This is a genomic window from Rhizobium sp. YS-1r, from assembly GCF_000757525.1.
GTDB classification, from domain to species: domain Bacteria; phylum Pseudomonadota; class Alphaproteobacteria; order Rhizobiales; family Rhizobiaceae; genus Neorhizobium; species Neorhizobium petrolearium.
Map to the genome: position 1 here is coordinate 15,580 of NZ_JPYQ01000035.1, position 2,152 is coordinate 17,731.

At 60.0% G+C, this 2,152-nt stretch carries 1 protein-coding gene and 2 pseudogenes; 1 reads left to right on the plus strand and 2 read right to left on the minus strand.

What is annotated here, in order from left to right; translation table 11 throughout:
• Positions 1-584 (plus strand): annotated as a pseudogene (locus tag JL39_RS31715) (hypothetical protein); the annotation flags it as partial.
• Positions 585-849: 265 nt separating this feature from the next.
• Here the strand turns inward: JL39_RS31715 and JL39_RS31150 are convergent.
• A pseudogene (locus JL39_RS31150) lies at positions 850-1,152 on the minus strand (transposase); the annotation flags it as partial.
• Entirely contained in the window at positions 1,088-2,008 is a 921-nt protein-coding gene (locus JL39_RS21240) for a reverse transcriptase domain-containing protein (protein ID WP_348270570.1), read from the minus strand. The gene JL39_RS21240 and the pseudogene JL39_RS31150, both read right to left, overlap by 65 nt.
• Between the last annotated feature and the right edge of the window lie 144 nt (positions 2,009-2,152).

Below are 2,152 nucleotides of genomic sequence, written 5' to 3' on the forward strand. Positions count from 1 at the left end.
TCCGACCGGTCAAGGACTACACGGCGCGCCGGATCCGAACAGTGTTCGGGACAGTCGAGGTGCGCAATCCCCGCTGGGTGCTGTGCCGGGATTGTCACCCGGGCATAGCCGGCGCCTTCGCACCGCTGAAAGAAATCTACCCCGATCGGGCTACGCCCGAGTTGATGGAACTGACAGCACGGCTGGGAAGTATGATGCCGTACCGGCAGGCAGCGAAGGTGCTGGCCGAATTCCTACCCGTCGAGCCGACCGAAACGCACGCCACCGTGCGCAAGCGCACCATCAGGACCGGCGAGCGGCTGGACGATCAGGTTGCACAGGAAGAACGGCGCGCCGGGTCTCATCAAACGGATGAACGGCGCCAGCGCGAAATGCATCTACCCGGTGACCGACGCAAGGAGTTCGTCATCAGCATCGACACGGCTCATGTCCGCAGTGCCGATCCCAATTCAGCGCGAAACTTCGAGCTGGTTGTGGCCCGATGCGGCCGCGGCGGTCGCGGAAACCGACGGGCGCTATTTCGTCACCGGCAGCACCGACGAACAGGCAATCCGAGACCGAGCTCTGCATGCCCTTCGGCGTGAAGGATACTGCGGCTTCGGTGACGTCACCGTGATCTCGGTATAGCGCGGCATCTCGGATGGTGCCGAAATCCTCAAGCGGCTGCCACGGGCGATGCCGAAGCCGACAGCCCACATCATCGACTGGTTCCACATCGCCATGAAGATCCAGCCCATGCAGCAGATCGCCGATCACCTGATCCGCTCCAACTCTGACCGTGCCGAGGAACTGCTCACAATTGCCAAGGACATCAGAGCCGCGAAGTGGCGTCTATGGCACGGCACGCATCACGGCTTCGCAGATCGCCTCGGCGTCCGCGGCGTCATTTTTCTGCCTTTTCACGTAGGGCTTCACATAGGCCGGCGGCATCAGCCGCACGTCATGCCCGAAGACCGAAAGTTGTCGTGCCCAGTAATGGGCGGTCCCACAAGCCTCGATACCGATGAGGCAAGGCGGAACCTGCACGAAGAATTTCAGCATCTGTTGGCGACGTAACTGTCGCCGCACAACTACATTGCCATCGACATCAATCGCATGAACCTGGAACACCGATTTCGCTATATCGATGCCTACGGTAGAAATCTCTTTCATTCGAACGCTCCCGGTTTGTCCATCCTAACCGATGCCATCCTAGCACCGGCGGAGCGGGAGCCTTCCATCCCATCGATTTTCTGCAAATATCGCGGTAGGGATGCCCATTACTGGGCACCCCCCGCACCGATCCGGACGAGCGGAATTCCCGCATCCGGCTCCGCCGCCGAAGCGTCTGAACCCAGAGCCTGATGATGCGGTCGCGAAAGGCGCCGAGCGACCGAAAATTGGTCGGTACAGCGTGATAGGCATAGTAGACAGCAAGCACCTGCTTCAGCCATCGTCCCTGCTCTGGGATGGGCCAATGCATGCGCCGTCGCAACTCGTTCTTGACCTCCGTCAGCTTCGCCACTCTGCGGTCCCTCCGGCTTTTCCGGAGGATCTGGAACCGGCCCTGCCGGGTCTTGCCGCAGATGTGCGTAAAACCGAGGAAGTTGAACGTCTCCGGTTTGCCAAGCCCTTTCCTGCGGCGAGCCTGAGCCGCATAGCGGCCAAACTCGATCAGTCGGGTCTTTTCCGGATGGAGTTGCAACGCAAACTCCTGTAGCCGTTGCCGCATCATGTCCCAGAAGGGCCGGGCATCGGCTTCGTGTTCGAAGCCAACCACGATATCATCCGCATATCGCACGATGATCATGTCGCCGGTGGCCTCGCGTCGTCGCCAACGATCGGCCCAAAGATCAAAGACGTAGCGCAGGTAGATATTGGAAAGTAGCGGCGAAATCACCGATCCTTGTCCCGTTCCCCTTTCACTTACAGTAACGATCCCGTCTTCCAGAACACCCGCCCTGAGCCATTTGCGGATCAGGTGGATGATGCGCCTGTCACCGACGCGATGCTCCACGAAACGGACCAGCCAATCCTGGCTGACGCGCTATAAGCCCGCAACGTCGGCGTCCAGAATGTAGCTCACCTTCCGCGTTTCGATTCCGACAAACAGAGCGTCCTGCCGCGCGACGATCAACGTGGAATTCCAGCGTCAATCAAGATGGGACTTTGC